Source organism: Streptomyces sp. NBC_00846 (genome assembly GCF_045207325.1).
In the GTDB taxonomy this organism is placed as follows: Bacteria; Actinomycetota; Actinomycetes; order Streptomycetales; family Streptomycetaceae; genus Streptomyces.
In genome coordinates this window covers 7,386,928-7,405,069 of sequence record NZ_CP108846.1, presented here as the reverse complement: position 1 = coordinate 7,405,069, position 18,142 = coordinate 7,386,928, and the positions used below count along the sequence as shown (strand labels likewise).

Here is an 18,142-nt window from a genome sequence, read left to right as displayed (position 1 = left end):
CAGCCCGAACGCCGCCACCGCGGCGAGTGGGCGACATGGGCCAGGCGCCCACGCAAGTGCCATGCTGTCGCGTGGGCCGTGGCGCAATCCGTTCACAGGGCGCGTACGGCTGTCACGTCAGCTCTGTGGCATCGAGGCCGAGCCCGACCACAAGCGAGCTCAGAACGTGATGCTGATCGACCCAGTCGCTGCCGATGAGACGCAGGGCGGGGAAGTCACCGGTCAAGCCTTGCGGGCGACGGCGCACCACATGGGCAGGGTGTCGTCCGGGGTATCGGACGGTGCGGGACGCCAGCGGGTCAGGGTGACAACGCCCGGTTCCAGGATCTCCAGGCCATCGCAGAATCGTTGCACCTCTTCGTGGGTGCGGGGGGTGGCGGAGGCGTGGCTGGCGGCGCGCTCGTTGTAGATCCGCATGGATTCGGCGACCTCCGGGGCGGTGACGTCGACGGCCGGATGGGACAGGACGAGGTGACTGCCGGGGGCAAGCCGGTCCAGCAGCCGACGGGTGATGTCCCACGGGTCCTCGGCGTCCTTGATGTACTGCAGAATCGCCACCAGCATGAGACCGACCGGCTGGTCCAGATCCAGGGTGCGGGAGGCCGCGTCGAGAATCGTGTCCACGTCCCGCGCATCGGCCTGCACGTAGTCGGTCTGCCCCTCGGGGCCGCTGACCAGCAGTGCCCGCGCGTGGGAGAGGACGATCGGATCGTTGTCGACGTAGACGACACGCGATTCGGGAGCGGCCCGCTGAGCCACCTCGTGGGTGTTCTCTGCGGCGGGAATGCCCGTACCGATGTCGAGGAACTGACGCACCCCGGCCGCCGCGAGGTGACGTACGGCGCGGCCGAGGAAGGCCCGGTTGGCCCGGACCGACGGCACGATCGTCGGGTTCGCCCGGGCAGCGAGTTTCGCTGCCTCCTGATCCACCGGGTAGTGATCCTTGCCGCCCAGCCAGACGTTGTAGACGCGGGCGGGGTGCGCGCTCGTCGGATGCGGTACGGACAGCGCGTAATTGTTCATCGTTCGTCACCTCGTGCGGCCGAAACGGCCTGGTCGGACTCAGGTTCGGCTACGGTACCCCCCCGTGATCCGCCCCTCACTACCGATCAGCGGAAATTTGCTCGGCGGGCGTTCGGCACTGACGAGCTCCATGGCGGACCGGACAGTGCGGCACGGGCAACAGGGGGCAACAGGGGGCGGCAGCACGACGGTTCAGAGCGCCGCGACAGCAGACCGGACGGGCGTGTAGGCGAGGTGGGTCGACAGCATGGTCTCGTGGATGCGGAGAAGCTCGGGGAGTTCGCCGTGCGCCGCGCGAGCGAGTCGGATGCGGACGCACTGGTCCAGTGCCCGTGCGTGAGCGTCTCTTCGGGATGGTGATTCGCAGATCCGAAGTGCTCCACTGCTGTCGACCACTACTGTCGGCCACTGCTGTCGGCCACTGCTGTCGGCCACTGCTGTCGGCCACTGCTGTCGACGTAATGGACCAGGAACTTGGTCTTATGACCGAGGTGGACATCCGCGCCCCTCAAGGTTCCCGTCCGACGCGGCACCGACCGGAACCACACCGAACACGCCGAAGGTTGCCGCGACTGGCGCTGTCGCGGCAACAACTTCCCCACGAAATCCGATTCTTGCTCTCCCTCCTTCCCCCTTGGTGCTTCTTTCGCCCCCCGCCCCGGCAGTCCCGAAAGCGCGACAGTCACGCACTTTCCCGCCGGACAGGACGTAGCGAAAAGAGCGCCTACGCGACGGGAAAACACGCCCGGCCAGGGCAACCACGATGCTTTGGAGCCGCTGGGTAACCCGTGTCGTCACCCTCGATGCCCACCGTGCGTCGAGAGTTTCATGGTCGTTCCCGAGACGCTGGACCGTCGAGCCAGGATCGACTGACCTACGCACCAGCCGTGACCAGCCACCCCATCAGCACCACTCCGATAACATGATCGAATTCATGGCGATCGCCCTCATCGCCCGCCCTTCACCGGAAAGCAGCACCATCCGGTACGAAGAGTCACCTACTTAACCAACATCTAACAAATCGGGCAAACAATTGATATCGATAGCATCGCGGGTGTTTTCGCGAATAAACTCGAGAACGTTCGCCGCGTGGCGTCAGCCACGGGCGGCTCTGTGGGTCACGGCGGCGGCGGTGACCTTCGGATTCCTGATCGCGCTGGAGATCGCCGCGCGTCACTACGGCGTGCCGGGGCCGATCACCACCCAGGCGCAAGAGGTGGTATTCGCTCCCAAATCGGGTTTCCTGTTGTACGCCAGTATGGCGTTGATGATGGTGGTGCTTACCTGGCGGCAACGGTTCATCGCGGCCGGTGTCGCGATCGGCATCGACGTCACCTTCGCGCTGGTGCGGTGGGCGGCCGACGCCAAGGTGACCGAAGGCCACCCCTTCGGCAACGGCGCGTTGTGGGTGATTGTGGGCTATGCGGTCATCGCCCTCACGCGCCGCACAGGCCAGGAACGTGTCCTGCTACTGAAGGGCGTCGGGCTGGGCCTGCTGCTGGTGGCCGGCCGTAAGACTGGCGATACCTGGCTACTCATCACATCGAAGACCCGCCCTGCGGTGCTCGACCAATACGTGGCAACCGCTGATCAGGCGCTGGGCAACCCGTCGTGGCTGGTAGGTCGGATCGTCAAGGCCACCGGCCCGATCGGCGCCCATTTTCTCGACTACGTCTATACGCAGCTTGCGGTGGCCGCAGTCCTCTTCGCGCTGTACCAGCTGCGTAACGTGGCGGTCGAACGACGCTTCCCGGGCCATCATCTGGTGCGCACCTTCCTGGTCATCGGCCTCCTCGGGCCCGGCATCTACATGATCTTCCCGGTGGTCGGACCGATCTTCGCCTACGGCGCCGACGGCGGACACTGGGCGGTGGCCAACCTGTGGCCGGACACCCCGCCGCCAATCAATACCCCGCGCCACATGCCATTCGACGAGATCACCCCACGCAACTGCATGCCGAGCCTGCACACGGCGTGGGCCACCGCGATCTTCATTCATTCCCGCAAGGGTCCGCGGGTTCTACAATTCGCCGGCGCCTTCTGGCTGATTGCCACGCTCGGCGCAACACTGGGATTCGGCTACCACTACGGCGCGGACATCGCTGCCGGCGTGGTGTTCACGGTCACGATCGAGGCTGCGCTGCGCTCGCTCGAACGTGGCTGGGACCGGTCAGGAATCCAGCTGGTCACCTACGGTGCAACGGTCTTCGCTGCACTCTTGGTGTCATATCGCTACCTTCCGATGGAGATGGCCAGATATCCGTGGGTGTTTGGACCACTTCTCATTCTGGCGACTGCCTCAGTGGTCCTCGGCTACGTACGGACCACCCAACGGTGGGAACCGAAGGCCGCATCAGCGCGGCAACCGGAACCGCAACCCGAACTGGTTTGAGTCATGTTGCATCAGGAAGCGTGCGGCTTCTGCCGCATGCTTCCTCCTCCCGGTGAACTTCCGTTCGCCCTGCGGTTGATGCCAGCGGGCACCCTCCGGCCCTGGATGGGGCCTGAGAAACCAGCGTGCAGGCGGCGACATTCGGCGACAGCGCCCACATCAATGCACTACTGCGGGCCGGGGCCCACCCAGAGACAAGCAACACCGACGGCACCACTCCTCTGTACGCGGCATCAGTCAGGGGAGCCACCGACAACGTCCTCTGTCTGCTGGCAGCCGGGGCCTCGCCCAACACCGAAAGCGGACGCGGCACGGAAGGCACACCCCTGTGCGCGGCAGCATGCTGGGGCCACACCGAAACGGTGCGTGCATTGCTCGCCCACGGCGCCAACCCAAATCTCCGCGAGGACCAGGCATGGGCCGTTCCCCGTTTGAATGGGCGAGCGGCACCACGACCAGGCGCCGCCGTCCGGCCTGCCCTATAACTGCGCGTCCGACGGCGAGGAACCCACGCGTCAGACGGCCGGATTGCGGACTCGGGGGTGAGGATCACGGTGGCTGTGGCGCCGTCCGCGACGGCGGACCGGGCGGGGCCCAGCCCACATGGATCGGGCCGGCCGCGAGGCTGCCGGTGTGGGATCTCGTACCGACCGGGTGGAAACCTGTTCGGGGAATCAGCGCTGATCAAGCCCACAGAAAACGTGAACTGATGTACACCTCCAGGTTGTTGGGACGTAGGTTGTGCCTTGACAGTTCACGCCTCGGCTGAAAGACGGACGGTACCCATGACCGACCACGCCATGTCGCACGGTCCGGCGGCGCATCAGAAGATCGATACCTCGGTGCCGCACTCGGCCCGGATCTGGAACTACTGGCTGGGTGGGAAGGACAACTACCCCGTTGACGAGGAAGCCGGCGACGCATACAGCGCCGTCTTCCCCGGGATCGTCACCATCGCCCGCAGCAGCCGTGCGTTCCTGCGCCGCACCCTCACGTACCTGGTCACCGAGGCGGGCATCCGGCAGTTCCTGGACGTCGGGACCGGCCTGCCGACCGTGAACAACACCCATGAGGTCGCCCAGCGGCTCGCCCCCGAGACCAGGATCGTCTACGTCGACCACGACCCGTTGGTCCTCGCGCACGCCCGTGCCCTGCTCACCTCCACCCCCGAGGGAGCGACCGCCTACGTCGACGCCAACCTGTCCGACCCTGATCGCATCCTGGCGGCCGCCGCCGAGACGCTGGACCTCACCCGCCCCACCGCCCTGATTCTCAGCAACATCCTGGGCCACGTCGCTGACTACGACCAGGCGCGCGACACCGTCACCCGCCTGATGGACGGACTGCCGTCCGGCAGCTACCTCTTCATCAACGACGGTTCACGGGGCACCGACGCCGACTACGAACAGGCCCAGGACGCGTACAACGAGACCGGCGCCGTACCGTACTTCCTGCGCCCGGTCGATGAAATCGCGGCGTTCTTCGACGGCCTGGAACTTTTGGACCCCGGGGTCGTCTCGGTCCCCTTCTGGCGCCCGGACCCGAATTCCCCCACTCCGGAACCCATCGGCGAGCACGGCGGCCTCGCCCGCAAGCCGTGACACCCTGCCGGACCGGGGCCCGCGTACGACTGGACAGGACCACCATCTCGTGCGAGACGGCGGTCCTGTCCTACGCACGCGTGGCCAACGGCACGCGCGGCCAACGCCAGTGTTCTATCGGGTGAACCCGGCCGAAGACCACCACGACACAGCCCTGGTTGATGCCGGGGGAAAGAGCCTCGCCAAAGTGCGGATCAGCAACGACGCGGTGGGGTTTGCCCGGCTTGCGCCCTGCTGACTGAACGTGGCGATAGCGAGGACGCCCCGGTCCCCGTGACGATCGAGACATCACGCGGGCTCCTCATCGCCTGCCTGCGGGCCACCGGCCGACCGGTCTTCGCAATCGACCCGCCGGTAGTCGCCCGCTACCGAGACCGCCCAGTTCAGGTCCTCGTCGGCATCGGCCTGGGTCATCAGAGCGTCAGGAGAATGGCGGGGCCCTTGTTGGTCAGGTCCAGCGCGCGCTCCAGGGCGGTGAAGATCTCCAGCAGTTGGGCGCGGAGCCGGTTGATCTGGCGGGTGCGGTCGCTGGCCGGGTCGGTACGGTGGGTGGTGAGGATGCGCAGGTCGACGGCTATCTCATCGACGGGCCGCAGCAGGCCCAGGTCGCGGCGCATGCGGGCCTGATCGGCGATGACGAAGGCGTCCTTGGCGTCAGTCCTGCCCTCGCCGCGGTAGGTGCGGGCGCTCGGCATCGCCGGTCGAGAAGAGGTGGCGCCGCATTTGTCGCAACTGCGGCTAAGGAAGCCCGTACCGCAAAGTGCCAGTGGCTTCACGTCGACTTCGAGGAACATCTGCGTTCATATTGCTTCGACGCCTGTGGCTTCACGCAGATGTCAGCCCGATCGGTCGGGCAGGACTCTGATCTGCGTGTGAGAATTGGGGAAAGGAGCGGGCGCGGCATCCGACGTCCCTTCCCGCTGATCCCATCGACACGCTGGGAGGCTCTTCGTGAGCGAACGTCTCAATGCGTGGCCGACGCTGGTCCATGAGGACCTGGCGCCCATGGTTGACTACGTGAACCGGGTGGTACAGGTCGCAGGCAAATACACCCTCGACGAGCCCTTCGAAGTCGGCTGGGGAAACATCGTTCTTGATGTCACCCCCCGGGGGCTCAGAACCCCAACCTTTCGGCAGCGAGGCGTGACCTTCGCTGTGCACTACAGCTTGCTCGACGGTGGCGTGGTCATCGAGTCCGACAATGGCTCGCGAACGGTGCCATTGTCCAAGGGATCAGTCGCCACGTTCTATGCGTCCTTCTGCGATGCGGCAGACGAGCTCGGGATACACCGACCGCGCAGCTCGTTGATCTGCGAGATTCCGGATGCCCCGCCGCGTTTCGAGGACGATCACGTCGAACGCACCTGGGACGGCCACGCGGCCCGGCTGATCTGGACAGCGTTGAACCTCGCCGCTGACGGGCTCGAGGCGTGGCAGGCCCCTTTCCTGGGACACCGCCCCCGGGTCGGTGTGATGTGGGGCGGTTTCGACCTGTCCGCCACGCGATTCCGAGCACATCCCACCGTGCCGCCGCCCCACCAGCCGCCGTTCATGCAGAACGCCCAGCTCGACGCGTACGTGTCGGTGGGATTCTCCTTCGGGGATGCCAAGGCGCCGAACGCCGGCATGTACGCGTACATCTGGCCCCAGCCGGACGGTCTCGGGGGCCGGTCCTGGGGTGTTGAGGGGGCCGCCTGGCATCCCGACGCTGGTCTGGTTCGGCTACCGTGGGCCAAGCTCAGAGAGGCAGCGGACCCGCACCAGGCTATTGTGGCGTTCGGTGACGCCGTCTACGATGCGGCCGTCGAGACCGCAGGCTGGCCGTCCGACCTCGTCGGACCCCGCGTCGAGGGTTGGTACATGAGCAGGACACCGCCCTCGTCCAGCACCAGCACGGCTGACTCAGGTCGAGATAAATGAGCACGCCGGACAGCTTGTTGGGAGCGCTCCAAGCTCCAGGCAGCGGTCCTGTCGAAGGGCATCCGGTAAGTCAGAAGCCGACGGGCCCGTCACAGCACGGATCCCAGGCTGGTCTTCGAGGCACAAGGCCACGATCAGGATGCGCGACTTACCTGGCGGGTGTCAGGTGTTGCTTTGCGGCGGCGACGACATGGTGGTGGGTCGCCCGAGCGCACTCGTGCCAGAACGGTCTGGCGGTCAGGTACGCGCCGAGTACGGAAAGGATGCCGAGGGAGACATCCACGCTGAGGCGTCCTTGCTTGGCCCAGTAGACGTCTTGCAGATCGAGGAGCAGGGCGAATTCGTCAGCGATGAGGGCAGTTCCTGCGCCGTAGGCAGCGGCGACGGCCGGGTGGCCGACGGCTCGCTCGTCGCCGCGTACGGCGATGATGCCAATGCCGGCAAGGATGCCGATGCCGAAGTTGTAGTGGTGCAGGTGCCGGCCGCCGGCGGAGACGTTCCCCCAGGGCAGCCAGCCGCCGCGAATACCGTGGGTAATGGTCCGCACGGTTCCCCACGTGACACCGAAGGCGATCCACGTCACGATCAGTGATCTTTTCGTGGGGGTGAGGTGCTCGCTTGCCGATTCGCGCCAGCGTGCGATGAGCGGCGGCCGGGACCGGTTCAGCTCTTGGGACGTATCAGTGACCACGAGGGTGACCTCCTGGGTTCGGCGCAACGAGGTCCGCGTTCTGCTGCGTGGCATCGCCGACCAGAGTGGACGTATCCGCCATGACGGGAGAAGGGCGAACTGCCTGGGCAACGAGGTTCACGCAGCTGCGACAGTTGTCATCGCGGTCGCACACGCCGTCTGGTGTCGACGCCGGCTTGTCGCCGGAGGTCCGAGCGCCCAGAACGGTGCCCTCGCGGTCGACACCATGCCACGAGAGTCCGCTGCCATGCTCCGTCGCTACGCGTTCGGCGCACATGTTGTACATCCGCCACCTTCCAGCTCGAACTCCGTTGCGGTGCAGCTCAATAAGAAGCCCACATCATTCAAGGTGGCGACTCAAACGCTCCAATCGAGTGAACTGCGCGGTCAAGGAAGTCCGGGCCCCTGCTACGAGGCGATATGCCGGTGGGATGCGGTATGCGGAGGGTAAGGGCCTGACTGCTGGCGAGCGTTTCGTGAACACGTGCGGCTGGAGGCCGACGCGTGGTTCGCGGCGGGTGAGAAGACCGCGTTGATCGCGCAAGAGTTGCGGGTGAGCAAGCGCAGGAACAGCGGGAGCAGCTTCACGAACCATCTCCATCGTGCCTGGCTACCGTCCGCCGCCCCTACCCGGGGCCCCTTCGCGCCTCCGGCAAGCGTCCGAACGACCTTGCGACACAAGCCACTTGTTCGGCAGAACGCGCTTTGGCTGGGCTGTTCGGCCGGAGTGTTACGTACCCGGTAACGGAGAACTCCCGCTCAGCGTTGGCGTCGGCCCCGGCATCGCCGCAGCGAGCAACAGCCATGTGCCGGCAGCGCCCCCCAGCCGCCAAGGCCGGCTGCGGACCCTACTCGTCGCGGTGTGACGGTCGCTGTGCACAGGGCGTCGTCCGAGCGGGGTCCTCGTCCAGGGGCCGGTGACGCGTCGGCAGCGTCGCACCGCGCACCGAAGGGGCCAACAGCCCGCTGATGGTGCTGTCCCACGAGGGCGGCCTGCGAGTTTACAGAAATCGGGGCGGGGCACGAGGGATGGTGGCATTTCGCCAACAACAGCGTTTTAATGAAAGGTGCGTGCGCCATGGGCATTATTGCGTGGGCCGTGATCGGATTGCTGGCCGGTGCGATCGCCAAGGCGTTGATGCCTGGCAAGGATCCCGGCGGCTGCCTGATCACGATGCTGATCGGCATCGCCGGGGGTCTTCTGGGCGGCTGGCTCGGAAAGGTCATCTTCGGCGTGCACTCGATCAACGGCTTTTTCCACCTCTCCACCTGGATCGCCGCCGTCGTCGGGTCCGTCATCCTCCTGGCCATCTATCGGCTCGTCGCGAGGCGTCGCACCCACTGATCCGCCCGTTTCGCCTCACGGACGCGGGACCGTGCCGTCCAGCCTGGCCGGCAGCGCGTCGGCCAGTCGGACTCCTCCCACGTCGACGGAGTAAAGATCAACCATGTCCGGAGAATATGCGCTCCGCGATGACCTGCGTGTGGTGAACCTGCCCGAGGAAGCCACCGTGGAACTGCGGCTCTACTCGTCAACCACCGCCACAGCGCGGACCGCGCGCCTGCGGGATCTGCTCACGGGCAGCCACCCCGGCTTGGAACGCCTCGTGGACCCCACGACGAAGTCCGGACTCATCCTGCTGGGCCGCTACGTCACCGCGAGCCAGATCCGGCGCGCCGGAACCACCCGCATCGCCGGCCACCTGGGCTGGCACGGCGTCAGCGAGCAGACCGTGGCGCAGGTACTGGCGGACGCCGCCGTGAACTCAGCGCGGGCCCATCACGTCGCGCTTCCCGGCGAGCGGCGCACCGCCGAACTCATCCGCGCACTCGCCGACGAGCTGGTAGCCGGCAAGGCCCGCTTCAAGGCGCTGGAAGACGAGATCGAACAGCTGGTCACCGCCCACCCTGACGGGGCCCTTATCCGCAGCCTGCCGGGAATCGCGCTGGCCCCATCGGGTGGGACGTCCCAGTTTCTCCCAGAAACGCGTGGGACGGAATCTTTGTCCGAGGGCCAGGAAACGCTGAGCGACACAGGGTCTCGCTCAGCCGATCCTGAAGACACCCTCATAGGAGAGCCCATGAATCGCACGATCCAGCGCAGCCTCGTGGCCGCGATTGCGGCGATCGCGGTGTTGCCCGCTGCAGTCGTTTCCGCCGACACCGCTGCCGCCGCGCAGCAGCGGCACGCGGCGCCTCACCAGCAGATGCCCCACCGACGCACGGCTCCGCCGCAGCTGTGGGAGCCCAGCCACTCCACGAGCCGGCCCTGCGCCGGCTACGTCCAGGGCCGCGTGGTAACCCGCCACATGCCGCTCAGGATCCGCTCCGGCCCGGGCACGGGCTACCGGGTCATCGGCTCGCTGCGTCCCGGTAGCACGGTCCACATCTCCTGCAAGAAGACGGTCCACATCCCCTGCAAGAAGTACGGGAGCAGCGTCCGCGGCAACCACCGCTGGTACAAGCTCTCCCACAACAAGGGCTACGTCTCCGCCCGCTACGTCCGCAACGTGAGCGCCGTCCCCTGGTGCTGAGCCGCCGTGTCCGCCCGTCCCGCTCACGGGACGGGCGGGCCCGTTCCACGAAGCTGTCGAGCAAGTGAGGAGACCTCCATGTCCCTTTCGCGTCCACCCAGTCCGGGCCGCAGAGCCGTCCTCGGCTTCGGAGCCGCGGTCGCACTGGCCGCCACATTCCCCGCCGGCAGGGCAGAAGCCCAGCCGAAGGCTCAGCCGGCCGGCCTGGCGTCGGCAGGCAAGCCGTGGATCCAGGGTGCACGGCTGCACCACTCCACGGTGCTGCAGTCCTTCGCCTTCGACGAGCGGCACGGCCACATGTACGCGCTCCAGGTCATGGAGGGCGGCGTCCGGCTGCCGGGCGAGCCGCGCGCGTACACCCGTGCCGAGCGCGCCGCCCGCGGCGACATGTGCCTGAACCGGCTCACCATGGGCGGCGCGCTCACCGGCGATATGTACCTGCTGGGCTTCGGCCACGGCGGCGCCCTCGGCGTGGAGGACACAGCCCGCCGCGTCGGCGCTCTATGGACGGAGTGGGACGCACAGCCGGCCTCCGGCTACGGCCGCGGCATCTGCCGCTTCACCTTCACCGCGGGCCGGGTGCTGACCCCCGCCAGCCGCAGGATTGCCACGTATCGCCCGCTCCCCGGCTCCACGAATAACCAGGTGGCCCTCGACCCGGCGCACAACCGGCTGCTGCTGCGGTACAAGGTGGGCGGCATACCGCGCTACGGCGTGTACGGGCTCGAACAGTTCGCGGCCGGGGACTTCCGGCCGGTCACCGGCTTCGCTCAGCCCGGCGCCGAACTGGGGCTCCCCTTCCAGGGCATGGCGCTGTACGGTCCGTACGCCTACCAGCTACTCGGCCACGGATATGGCGCCGACAACCTCGCGGGCTCGGCCGGCGACGTCCGTTTGTTCCGTATCGACGTGCGTACCGGCCGCGTGGTGCAGCAGGTGCTGGACCACACTGCGAGGGGGCTCTACCCGCGCGAGCCGGAGGGCCTGGCTGTGCTGCGCCGGGGTGGGCCCTGGCTGTGTCTTGGCTTCACCCAGGGTCCGTCCTCGGACCGCGCCTTCTCTCTGTACTACAAGCCGATCGCCCGATGACTTCGGCCGTGCGTGTGGCCGCCCTGCCCGCAGGGCACACATCACGCGATCCGGGGTGATCCGGATGCCGGACGGAAGGACTGGGAACGGCATGAAGGAGCAAGCGACGGCTCGCTGGCAGCACCTGCCCGACTCGCTCGGCCCCGACGGGCTGCTGCTGGTGGAGCGGCTGCGCGACCTCAAACAGCAGACCGGGCTGAGCCTGGCGGCGCTGGCCACACGGACCGCCCACAGCAAGTCCTCATGGCATCGTTATCTCAACGGCGTCAAGCTCCCGCCGCGTACCGCTGTCGAGGCGCTGGGGCGACTCGGGGGCACGGACATGGCGCCACTGGTCGCGCTGTGGGAGAACGCCTGCCGGGCCGAGACCAGACCGCTGAGCGCGGCGCCCCAGCCCCCTGCGCCGAGGCTTCCCCTCGCGGTGGCTGCCCGGGCGCGACGGCTGCGGACGGCCGTCGTGCTGGCTGTCTGCGCCACACTGGGCGCCGTGGCCTGCGCCGTGGGTGCCCCGGCCCTGTCGGGCGGCAGCCCGCAGCGGCAGGCGGCGTCCTGCCGCAAGGAAAGCTGCCGGGGGCAGTATCCGGGCTCCTCCCGCTGCAACCGGGATGCCCGCACTGAGAGCACCGTCACTGAGGATGCCTACGCCGTACGGCTCCGGTTCAGCCCGTCCTGCGCCACCGTCTGGACCGAGGTGGAGACGGGCGCGCGCGGCGGCGCCCTGGAGGTCTCGATCCGATCCGGAGCGGACGAGTTGCTCGCCTCGCACCGGGACAGGGTGACGCACGGTAAAACCAGCCCGATGCTGCCCGCGACCAGCCCGAAGGGGGCCGAGGCGTGCGTCGAGGTGGCAGACCGACTGGCCTGCACCGGGGCCGTGCAGCTCTCCGCGGATCTGCCAGAGGCCCGCTGACGTTCTCCTCCACCCATGTGCCTTGTGCGGGTAGGTTCGGTGCCGACGTCCCCTACGGGCTGCTCTCCGCCGCCCGGCCCGTGCGCCTGCGAGATCGCCATCGCCTCGGAACCCCGGCCCCGTAGGGCGGCATGGGTGGCGATCCGGAGATGGGCGTCGCCCGCTCCGGTGGCAACAACCCGGCAACCCGCAACAACGCCAACCAGAGCACCGGTGCCGACGGAGGCGTGGCGCTGACCAACATGTACCTGTGGCAGCCGCAGGCCGGCGCCTTCTACGGGCGCTGCGCCGATGGTAACTTCGACAACTCCGTCATCGGCCACGAGTACACCCATGCCATCACCAACCGCATGATCGGCGGCGGTACCACCGGCCTCTCCGGTGCGCACGGCGGCTCGATGGGTGAGTCCTGGAGCGACCTGGTCTCCACCGAACGACTGATCGAGACGGGCGCGGTCCCGGACGGTGTCGATCCGTGGGTTGTCGGCCCGTATGTGACCGACAACAACGAGCGCGGCATCCGCAACTCATGGTCGCTGGCGCGGACAGCACCTGGCATGGACCGGCTGCGGCACGGCGCGATGCCCCACCACGTGAAGCAACTGCACGCCGTGGCCCGCCGGTTGCTGCCCTGGGGGAGCCGACCCACGCCAGGCGCAGCTGCGTCCCTTCGCCGTACCGGCGAAGGGACGTAGCGAGGGCACCCGACTGAAGAGCGGAGCGCACGCATCACACCAGGTCAGCGCACCCGACCCCGCGGTTTCAGGGCGACAGGCGGCAGTTCGGGGGCGGGCAGTCGGTCGCCGTCGTAGCCCTTCACCTCGCCAAAGCGGGTGGTCGGCATCCAGCCCCTCCGCGCTTCCTCGATTTCCTCCGTGGGAACGGCCGATGAAGTTCCACCACATACCGAGGCTGTCACGCATTTGTGCAGGCCAGGGACGTTTCGAACTATCGGCGGTCAGCAAACCGTCAGGATTGGTCTCGAAGGAGTCGCTGCGCCATGGTGACAAAGTCCCTGGCCCACGGGATGGGCACGTTCTTCAAGGACTGTGAGCACCCGCGGCCCAGGTGGCCGAAGTGTCCGCACCCGTACAAGATCCGGTATCGGAACGCGGCCGGAAAACAGGTCGAGGAGTCTGGGATCGCCACCCAGGACAAGGCCGTCAAGCGGTTGGCCAATGTCTACAACGCGAAGAAGGAAGCCCCTCGCGACCAGGCGAAGGCAGAGCGTGTGGCGAAGTACGGGGCCATGCAGTTCGGTGAGTACGCCGCCGAGTGGAAGGCCGGCCAACGGGACTTGAGCCCAGCGTCGGTACGGCACCTCGACTCGTTGCTGGAGCACCATCTGCTTCCCGCCCTCGAGAACCGGCGGATGAGCACATTCGACCACAAGGTCGTGGACGGGTTCATCCGGATCATGGAGCGCAACGGTGTCGGCCTGGCGACTCAGTCGAACGCCTTCGACAGGCTGAAGGCGATCCTCCTGGACGCACACAGGCTCGGCATCTTTGATGAGAACCCCCTGGAGGGTGTCAAGCCGCCGCAGTACGACCCGAAGCGCGCAGTGATCCCCTCCGTCGCCCAGCTGCAAGAGATACGCGTGGCGGGAGACGACACCTTCCTGCTGTTCGCCGACCTGATGAGCGGCTGCGGGATGCGCAACGGAGAAGCCGCTGCCGTGAACCTCAACAACATCGTGGCCGACGACGTCTACCGCATCACGGAGCAGGTCAACCAAACCACCGGCGAGTACGCGCGCCTGAAGCACCGCAAGTCTGGCGACTACCGGGACGTACCGCTGCCGACGCGGGTGAGAAACACCATCGAGTGGTATGCGGACAAGCACGGCGACTTGGACGGCTACCTCCTGCGGCACCCCAGAAACCCCGCAAGAGCGTATCCCTACCACTGCCTCAGCAATCAGTGGCAAAAGGCCATCAAGGCGGCCGGCAAGGTGGACATACCCGACGGGATGGTCATCTATGGCTTCCGCCACTTCTTCGCATCAAACTGCCTTACCCATGGCATCCCCATCACAGATGTTGCCGAGTGGATGGGACACAGAAGCGTCGACATCACCTTCAAAACCTACAGACACCTCATGCCGGGCTCGATCAGCAAGGCCGCAAAGGTTCTCGATCTCGGCCTCGTCTCGTGAGCGTAATCGAGATGACGTATGACGTGCCGACCAAGGACCTCACGGGGAACACGACCCGCCGAATCGAATACTGCGGGCTCGCCGTCTTCGGCACCGAAGAAAGCAGGGTGGGGGCACCGGCGTGAATCTTTCCTCGGTACGGGATCGTACAGGTGCTCTGAGGGCAGGGGCGCAGCGTGAGCTCTTCCAGTGGGCCGCGCGAGGGCGTTGCCCTGAGAAGAGCGCCAGGAGGGCCACTGCGGCGCAGAAGGTGGCGAGGAGGGCAAGGAGGCGGGGTACCCGTCAAGCGTGGTGGCCAGCACGACTCTGGCCCAAGGCGCGAAGGCGCCGGATACGGTGTCCGGGGCAGCGAGCAGGGCTGTAAAGGTGACCGTAGTGGATATTGTGCCCCAGCGGTCACTGATCTCGGTGGCCTGGAGGAGGGTGAGGTTTCCGCGGACGACGCCGGCCAGCACGGCAAGGACTATCAGCAGAGGCAGTGAGACCGGAACCGAGCCGAGGGCTGCGGTGGCGGTGCCACCAGCAGCCAAGGTGCGAGCCTTGGTGCCCGTCCTGTGCGCGAGAGTGGCGTAGAACGTACGTAGAGCGCTGATGTTCGGCTGGCACCCCTGAGCCCCGAGCGATGGACGCATCCGAAGTGCGGTGACGTGATCGCGATGCATGAGGCTCGGCATGCTGTTGGGATGGCCGTGATCATCGAGGTTCTGCCGCCCTGCGTCTGAGTCCACCCCCCGTGGACCCAAGTGCTGGTGGGTGGTGGCCCGGTAGTTGTCAGTCGCCGCCAGTGCTCAGGGTGACTCTGCTGGCGCTGGTGCGGAAGTCGGGCATGCCGAGGTGAACGGTGGAAGGTTGCGCAGTGCGGTCGCCCATGGCCTCCAGCATCTGCGCGGCGGCCATGTGGTCTCAATCGCGGTGTCCTCGCCCAATCAGCCCTGGTCCTTGACCTCTTGAAGGCCGACGACGAGGTTGGCGTTGATCTCCTCAGGGCGAGGCATCTGGTCCGCGTCCACGAGAAGTAGGGGCACCTGATGCAGGCGTTTCTAGTGCTGGCGCGGGGTCGCGTAGTCGCGGCCGCAGGTTCCCAGAGCGACCTGGCGAAGTTCGAAGTGGGCAAGGAACTCATCCCACTCTGTGGCGGTGGACTCGCGGTGCTCCTGGCTGGGCCGCTCGGTTCTGCGGCGGGCGATGAAGGACCCGGTGATGGGAAATCACGTCTTCTGGGTAGTTCGCGGCATAGCCCATGGTGGTGTCCAGATCGACTGGCCACAAGTCTTCGCCGTGATATGCGGCGGCGGTCCGGAGCGGATGGCGTCGGTCGCGAAGATCCTGGCCGTATGAGCCCGTCTGTCTACTTCTCCACGAACAGCCGCCAACCGTAGGGCGAGGTGAGCACTCCAGCTATGGCGGCTGCGGCCGTAGAGGATCTCCACACAGCCGCCGAGCTGATATGAAAGCACATCACAGGAACTCCTGATCGACGCAAACCCCCTGACTGCTCAACCGTCAGATTCCTGATTCCTGTCGGCGGTGATATGAGAGGCGGTCGATTCCGCCAGCAGCCGAGACAGTCGTCCTGACCGGCGGGTGGTCAGGACGCGAGACCAAAGTCGAGGATGGTCGCGGCCTTGCTGATCGAGCCCGGCATGAGATGTCGGTAGATCTTGAACGTGACGTCTAGGCTTTGATGCCCCATCCACTCGGCGACGTCAGTGACGGGGATGCCGTGTGTGAGGCAGTTCGAAGCGAAGAAATGACGGAAACTATAGACAACCATCCCCTCGGGAATATCCACCTCACCCGCCCGCTTGATTCTCTGCCATTGGTTCTGGAGACAGTGGGACGGGTATGGCCGCTTGGGCGTGCGAGGGTGCCGCAGGAGGTAGCCGTCCAAGTTGCCGTGCTTGTCCGCATACCACTCGATGGTGTTTCTCACCCGCGTCGGCAGCGGTACGTCCCGGTAGTCGCCAGACTTGCGGTGCTTCAGGCGCGCGTACTCGCCGGTGGTTTGGTTGACCTGCTCCGTGATGCGGTAGACGTCGTCGGCCACGATGTTGTTGAGGTTCACGGCAGCGGCTTCTCCGTTGCGCATCCCGCAGCCGCTCATCAGGTCGGCGAACAGCAGGAAGGTGTCGTCTCCCGCCACGCGTATCTCTTGCAGCTGGGCGACGGAGGGGATCACTGCGCGCTTCGGGTCGTACTGCGGCGGCTTGACACCCTCCAGGGGGTTCTCATCAAAGATGCCGAGCCTGTGTGCGTCCAGGAGGATCGCCTTCAGCCTGTCGAAGGCGTTCGACTGAGTCGCCAGGCCGACACCGTTGCGCTCCATGATCCGGATGAACCCGTCCACGACCTTGTGGTCGAATGTGCTCATCCGCCGGTTCTCGAGGGCGGGAAGCAGATGGTGCTCCAGCAACGAGTCGAGGTGCCGTACCGACGCTGGGCTCAAGTCCCGTTGGCCGGCCTTCCACTCGGCGGCGTACTCACCGAACTGCATGGCCCCGTACTTCGCCACACGCTCTGCCTTCGCCTGGTCGCGAGGGACCTCCTTTTTGGCCTTGTAGAAACCGGTCAACCGCTGGATGGCCTGATCCTGGGTGGAAAACCCGGATTCCTGCACCTGCTTCCCCGCCACGTTCCGATACCGGATCTTGTACGGGTGCGGACACTTCGGCCACCTGGACCGCGGGTGCTCACAACCCTTGAAGAACGCGCCCATCCCGTGAGCCAAAGACCTAGCCACCATTGAAGGAGAAACCTCACTATAGTGAAATCAAATTCAAACGAACAGAAATACACAAACGTAAGACCATCACGTAACCCGAATTTCTAGAAACAATCGTTACCGCACCCCCTTCTGCTGTTTAACCCAAGCCTCAACCTCCGACACATTAAAATGTATCTTCGAGTTACGGCCTGTGCCGAACCTGTAAGGAGTAATTCCATTCCGTCTCGCATTCTTGTAGATCCAGGCCACCGACATATTCAAGAACTCCGCCGTCTCCCTGACATTCGTGAACTGCGCACCCATCGATACCTCCATTGATATTGAATATGTGTCATCACCACGGAATGCCGACACACTTCTGCCCACGACCGTCTGGACGCAGCCACTGCGAGCTCCGGTTCAATTGTCTGTAGGTTCGCCGGTTTCGCTAACCGGGGTTCGTCGGCTATGTTCGGCCACGCCACGCGGGATATGACCCACTGTCAGCTCCAGGGTGGCTGGTGACCGGGCTCCCCTGTACGGATGCTTCTCCAGCGGTCGGCGAACCGGGTGCCGAGCGGAGCCGTCGGTGGGGGCATGAAGATCGATGAGCAGCACATCGCCGAACCGGGGCTCGTGGCCCTGGACATCACCGCCGCAGACGAGGACACCGTCCGTACGGTGATCGACGGTCTCCAGCAGCAGTGCGCGACTGGGCCGCCGACGTCGACGCGCTGCCGGTCACCCGGACCGAGGTCGACTGGCAGCAGCTGCGCACGGTCGAGGTGGCCGGGTTCCTTCCGTGCGCGGCGAGTGGGCTCGCGCGCACCGGCCGGCAGACGGACACGACTGTGATGGGACCGCTTGGGTCAAGCTTCTATGAGGTCACGATCTCCGGCCGGTACACGCATTGGCACCGCTCGGAAGGCCGACGATTCAGAGTGAGGACAGCCGAAGCGTCAATCGGGGATCGGGTCAGACCCTCGAGCGGTGCCGCCTCATCCTCACAGTCGGGGATCTTGGACAGTCGGGCTCAGCTGCCGAGGGTTCGCCAGGACTTTGACCGAGGGATCTCGTTCTGGTCTAGGAAGGTCTGGAAGGCGGTCGGTGGTCTCGGTGC

At 66.2% G+C, this 18,142-nt stretch carries 17 protein-coding genes and 3 pseudogenes; 12 read left to right on the top strand and 8 right to left on the bottom strand.

The window, feature by feature from the left end:
• Positions 1-222 precede the first annotated feature (222 nt).
• The gene (locus OG936_RS34005) at positions 223-1,023 is read right to left on the bottom strand and encodes an SAM-dependent methyltransferase (protein WP_406499703.1); all 801 of its coding nucleotides are present in this window, start codon (positions 1,021-1,023) and stop codon (positions 223-225) included.
• 1,111 nt (positions 1,024-2,134) lie between these two features.
• Here OG936_RS34005 and OG936_RS34000 point away from each other — a divergent pair.
• The 3 genes and pseudogenes from OG936_RS34000 to OG936_RS33990 all read left to right on the top strand — a co-directional run bounded on the left by OG936_RS34000 (position 2,135) and on the right by OG936_RS33990 (position 5,016).
• The gene (locus tag OG936_RS34000; protein ID WP_406500722.1) at positions 2,135-3,415 is read left to right on the top strand and encodes a phosphatase PAP2 family protein; all 1,281 of its coding nucleotides are present in this window, start codon (positions 2,135-2,137) and stop codon (positions 3,413-3,415) included.
• Positions 3,416-3,540: 125 nt separating this feature from the next.
• Positions 3,541-3,857: pseudogene (locus OG936_RS33995) on the top strand (ankyrin repeat domain-containing protein); the annotation flags it as partial.
• 343 nt (positions 3,858-4,200) lie between these two features.
• Entirely contained in the window at positions 4,201-5,016 is an 816-nt protein-coding gene (locus OG936_RS33990; RefSeq protein ID WP_406499702.1) for an SAM-dependent methyltransferase, read from the top strand.
• A gap of 288 nt (positions 5,017-5,304) precedes the next feature.
• Here OG936_RS33990 and OG936_RS33985 read toward each other — a convergent pair whose 3' ends face one another.
• Together OG936_RS33985 and OG936_RS33980 are read right to left on the bottom strand one after the other, a co-directional pair.
• The gene (locus tag OG936_RS33985; protein ID WP_406499701.1) at positions 5,305-5,430 is read right to left on the bottom strand and encodes a hypothetical protein; all 126 of its coding nucleotides are present in this window, start codon (positions 5,428-5,430) and stop codon (positions 5,305-5,307) included.
• 5 nt (positions 5,431-5,435) lie between these two features.
• Positions 5,436-5,705 (bottom strand): annotated as a pseudogene (locus OG936_RS33980) (transposase); the annotation flags it as partial.
• Between the two features lie 262 nt (positions 5,706-5,967).
• Between OG936_RS33980 and OG936_RS33975 the strand changes: the two are divergent.
• Positions 5,968-6,936, top strand: coding sequence for a DUF5996 family protein (locus OG936_RS33975; RefSeq protein ID WP_406499700.1), 969 nt, complete (start codon positions 5,968-5,970; stop codon positions 6,934-6,936).
• A gap of 148 nt (positions 6,937-7,084) precedes the next feature.
• Here the strand turns inward: OG936_RS33975 and OG936_RS33970 are convergent, their stop codons facing one another.
• Positions 7,085-7,627 (bottom strand): hypothetical protein, encoded by a 543-nt coding sequence (locus OG936_RS33970; protein ID WP_406499699.1) that lies wholly within the window; start codon positions 7,625-7,627, stop codon positions 7,085-7,087.
• A 1,078-nt stretch (positions 7,628-8,705) separates the two neighbouring features.
• Between OG936_RS33970 and OG936_RS33965 the strand changes: the two genes are divergently transcribed.
• The 5 genes from OG936_RS33965 (at position 8,706) to OG936_RS33945 (ending at position 12,855) form a co-directional block, all read left to right on the top strand.
• Positions 8,706-8,972 (top strand): GlsB/YeaQ/YmgE family stress response membrane protein, encoded by a 267-nt coding sequence (locus tag OG936_RS33965; protein ID WP_406499698.1) that lies wholly within the window; start codon positions 8,706-8,708, stop codon positions 8,970-8,972.
• Between the two features lie 103 nt (positions 8,973-9,075).
• Positions 9,076-10,161 (top strand): SH3 domain-containing protein, encoded by a 1,086-nt coding sequence (locus OG936_RS33960; protein WP_406499697.1) that lies wholly within the window; start codon positions 9,076-9,078, stop codon positions 10,159-10,161.
• A gap of 78 nt (positions 10,162-10,239) precedes the next feature.
• Entirely contained in the window at positions 10,240-11,250 is a 1,011-nt protein-coding gene (locus OG936_RS33955; RefSeq protein ID WP_406499696.1) for a teichoic acid biosynthesis protein C, read from the top strand.
• Between the two features lie 91 nt (positions 11,251-11,341).
• Positions 11,342-12,160 carry a DUF2690 domain-containing protein gene (locus OG936_RS33950; RefSeq protein WP_406499695.1) on the top strand — a complete coding sequence of 273 codons (819 nt, stop codon included), beginning with the start codon at positions 11,342-11,344 and terminating at the stop codon, positions 12,158-12,160.
• Between the two features lie 131 nt (positions 12,161-12,291).
• Positions 12,292-12,855 (top strand): M36 family metallopeptidase, encoded by a 564-nt coding sequence (locus OG936_RS33945; RefSeq protein WP_406499694.1) that lies wholly within the window; start codon positions 12,292-12,294, stop codon positions 12,853-12,855.
• Positions 12,856-12,899: 44 nt separating this feature from the next.
• Here the strand turns inward: OG936_RS33945 and OG936_RS33940 are convergent.
• Positions 12,900-13,077 (bottom strand): annotated as a pseudogene (locus tag OG936_RS33940) (pirin family protein); the annotation flags it as partial.
• Positions 13,078-13,160: 83 nt separating this feature from the next.
• Here OG936_RS33940 and OG936_RS33935 point away from each other — a divergent pair.
• Entirely contained in the window at positions 13,161-14,318 is a 1,158-nt protein-coding gene (locus tag OG936_RS33935) for a tyrosine-type recombinase/integrase (RefSeq protein ID WP_406499693.1), read from the top strand.
• 771 nt (positions 14,319-15,089) lie between these two features.
• On the opposite strand, the gene OG936_RS33930 is transcribed toward OG936_RS33935, so the two are convergent.
• Complete coding sequence (locus tag OG936_RS33930; RefSeq protein ID WP_406499692.1) at positions 15,090-15,215, bottom strand: hypothetical protein; 126 nt, start codon at positions 15,213-15,215, stop codon at positions 15,090-15,092.
• Positions 15,216-15,518: 303 nt separating this feature from the next.
• Between OG936_RS33930 and OG936_RS33925 the strand changes: the two genes are divergently transcribed.
• Entirely contained in the window at positions 15,519-15,656 is a 138-nt protein-coding gene (locus tag OG936_RS33925; protein ID WP_406499691.1) for a hypothetical protein, read from the top strand.
• A 250-nt stretch (positions 15,657-15,906) separates the two neighbouring features.
• Here OG936_RS33925 and OG936_RS33920 read toward each other — a convergent pair whose 3' ends face one another.
• Positions 15,907-16,950, bottom strand: a complete 1,044-nt coding sequence (locus OG936_RS33920) for a tyrosine-type recombinase/integrase (protein WP_406499690.1) — start codon at positions 16,948-16,950, stop codon at positions 15,907-15,909.
• A gap of 207 nt (positions 16,951-17,157) precedes the next feature.
• Positions 17,158-17,346, bottom strand: coding sequence for a helix-turn-helix domain-containing protein (locus tag OG936_RS33915; protein ID WP_406499689.1), 189 nt, complete (start codon positions 17,344-17,346; stop codon positions 17,158-17,160).
• Positions 17,347-17,565: 219 nt separating this feature from the next.
• On the opposite strand from OG936_RS33915, the gene OG936_RS33910 reads away from it, so the two are divergent.
• A complete protein-coding gene (locus tag OG936_RS33910; RefSeq protein WP_406499688.1) occupies positions 17,566-17,877 on the top strand; it encodes a DUF6207 family protein in 312 nt (103 codons plus the stop codon).
• Positions 17,878-18,142: the final 265 nt, after the last annotated feature.

Bases quoted from the DNA above. Each gene is read 5' to 3' on its own strand.
- OG936_RS33935 (WP_406499693.1), top strand. From the start codon at position 13,161: ATGGTGACAAAGTCCCTGGCCCACGGGATGGGCACGTTCTTCAAGGAC.
- OG936_RS33950 (WP_406499695.1), top strand. From the start codon at position 11,342: ATGAAGGAGCAAGCGACGGCTCGCTGGCAGCACCTGCCCGACTCGCTC.
- OG936_RS33985 (WP_406499701.1), bottom strand. From the start codon at position 5,430: ATGACCCAGGCCGATGCCGACGAGGACCTGAACTGGGCGGTCTCGGTA.
- OG936_RS33925 (WP_406499691.1), top strand. From the start codon at position 15,519: ATGGGAAATCACGTCTTCTGGGTAGTTCGCGGCATAGCCCATGGTGGT.
- OG936_RS33955 (WP_406499696.1), top strand. From the start codon at position 10,240: ATGTCCCTTTCGCGTCCACCCAGTCCGGGCCGCAGAGCCGTCCTCGGC.
- OG936_RS33960 (WP_406499697.1), top strand. From the start codon at position 9,076: ATGTCCGGAGAATATGCGCTCCGCGATGACCTGCGTGTGGTGAACCTG.
- OG936_RS33990 (WP_406499702.1), top strand. From the start codon at position 4,201: ATGACCGACCACGCCATGTCGCACGGTCCGGCGGCGCATCAGAAGATC.
- OG936_RS33965 (WP_406499698.1), top strand. From the start codon at position 8,706: ATGGGCATTATTGCGTGGGCCGTGATCGGATTGCTGGCCGGTGCGATC.
- OG936_RS33915 (WP_406499689.1), bottom strand. From the start codon at position 17,346: ATGGGTGCGCAGTTCACGAATGTCAGGGAGACGGCGGAGTTCTTGAAT.
- OG936_RS34005 (WP_406499703.1), bottom strand. From the start codon at position 1,023: ATGAACAATTACGCGCTGTCCGTACCGCATCCGACGAGCGCGCACCCC.
- OG936_RS33910 (WP_406499688.1), top strand. From the start codon at position 17,566: ATGCTTCTCCAGCGGTCGGCGAACCGGGTGCCGAGCGGAGCCGTCGGT.
- OG936_RS33945 (WP_406499694.1), top strand. From the start codon at position 12,292: ATGGGTGGCGATCCGGAGATGGGCGTCGCCCGCTCCGGTGGCAACAAC.
- OG936_RS33930 (WP_406499692.1), bottom strand. From the start codon at position 15,215: ATGGCCGCCGCGCAGATGCTGGAGGCCATGGGCGACCGCACTGCGCAA.